Annotated in this window: 1 protein-coding gene; it reads left to right on the top strand. The window is 71.8% G+C overall.

Translation table 11 applies throughout. The features are described 5' to 3' along the window. Positions 1 to 148: 148 nt before the first annotated feature. Positions 149 to 1924: sensor histidine kinase (locus GTP90_RS35560; protein ID WP_161087911.1), on the top strand; the 1776-nt coding region annotated here is incomplete at its 3' end.

Genomic DNA, 1924 nt, shown 5'->3' with positions numbered 1-1924 from the left:
GCCTGAGCGCGCTGCTGCAGGCGCTGGAGCGCCAGGCGCGCGCCGGCCTGGCGCCGGCGCCGGACGGGGAGCTGGCGCCGCTGTTCCGCCAGGTCATGGACGAGGTGGCCCTGAGCATGGCGCGCTACGATGGCGCGGAGGAGGAGCGATGACGCCCTGGCCGCTCGCGCGCTATTCGCCGCGTGCGTGGCTGCGCGGTTTGCCGGAGGCCAGGCGCGCGCTGGCGTTGATCGGGGCGTCGCTGTTGCTGCTGCTGGCCGTCACCACGTTTGGCGTCGGCTACATCCTGCGCGGGCACGAGATCGACGACTGGCGCCAGGGGCTGGGCAATCTGTCGCGGATGCTGGCGGAGACCACGGCGCAAAGCATGGCGTCCGGCTTCGAGGTGCTCGACAGCACCACCGAGGTCGCGCAGGCGCTGCTGCGCGGCGGCGACGACGCGCACGCGCCGCTGCGCACGCGCCAGCTGTTCCAGACGCTGCGCGACATCGGCACCGGCCTGCGCCAGGTGGATGTCATCAGCCTGATCGACGCCCAGGGCGAGCTGCTCAATTTCAGCCGCTCCTATCCGGCGCCGGCCGTCAACGTGGCCGAGCGCGACTATTTCATCTGGCATCGCGACCACGCCAGCGCGGCGCCCTTCGTCAGCGCGCCGGTGCGCAACAAGGTCACGGAGCGCTGGGTGTATTACCTGAGCCGCCGGCTCAACCACGCCGACGGCAGTTTCGCCGGCGTGGTCCTGGTCGGCATCTCGGTGGATTACTTCGTCGACTATTTTCGCCGCGTCAGCCTGGGCCAGCACGCGTCGGTCTCGCTGTACCGCGACGACTACACGCTGATGGCGCGCTGGCCGCAGGCGGAAAACCTGATGGGCACCAAGGTCGCCACCGGCGTCACCCAGGCGGTCATCGCCGACGGGCTGGACGCCGATGTGCGCATCACCCGCGCGCCGCGCGTGGCCGACGGCCTGCGGCCGGTGCTGCGCATGGGCGCGGTGCGGCGGGTGCACAACTATCCGCTGATCATCAACGCCACCATCACCGAGGACCTGCTGCTGGCGGGCTGGTGGCGCAACCTGAAGCTGCTGGCGGCGGTCGCGCTGGCCGGCACGCTGGGCCTGCTGGCCGCGTTCTGGCTGGTGGGACGCCTGCTGGCCCGGCGCGCGCGCGACGCCGAACAGGCGCAGGCGCTGCAGCGCCAGGCCGACGCCGCCAACCTGGCCAAGTCGCGCTTCCTGGCCATGATGAGCCACGAGATCCGCACGCCGATGGGCGGCGTGGCCGGCATGGCCGAGCTGCTGCTGGAGACCGGACTGGATCCGGTGCAGCGCGGCTACGCGCAGAACGTCTGCCAGGGCATCGGCGAGCTGACCCATATCATCAACGACGTGCTGGACTTTTCCAAGATCGAATCGGGCCACATGCAGCTGGAGCAGCAGCCGTTCGACCCGGCCGCCCAGCTCGAGCAGGTGGCCGCGCTGCACCGCGCGGCCGCCGAGCGCAAGGGCCTGCGGCTCGAGCTCAGCGCCGGCACCGGGCCGTTGTGGGTGCGCGGCGACGCCGCGCGCCTGCGGCAGGTGCTGGGCAACCTGCTCAGCAACGCCATCAAGTTCAGCCCGTCCGGCGTGATCGCGCTGGACTACAGCGCCGAGGTCGATGGCGCGCAGACCGGCCTGTGGCGCCTGCGCTACGCCGTCAGCGACCAGGGCATCGGCATTGCCGAGGCGGCGCAGGCGCGGCTGTTCGAACCCTACACGCAGGCCGACAGCACCATCAGCGGCCAGTACGGCGGCACCGGCCTGGGCCTGGCGATCTGCAAGCGCCTGCTGGAACTGATGGGCGGGCACATCAGTTGCAGCAGCCGGCCCGGCGCCGGCGCCCGCTTCGCCATCGACCTGCCGGTGCGGCTGGCGCCCGGCGGCGCA

The sequence above is a fragment of the Duganella vulcania genome (assembly GCF_009857655.1).
GTDB classification, from domain to species: Bacteria; Pseudomonadota; Gammaproteobacteria; order Burkholderiales; family Burkholderiaceae_D; genus Rugamonas; species Rugamonas vulcania.
Note: the sequence above shows the minus strand (reverse complement) of the source record. Positions and strands in the feature narration are given on the sequence as shown.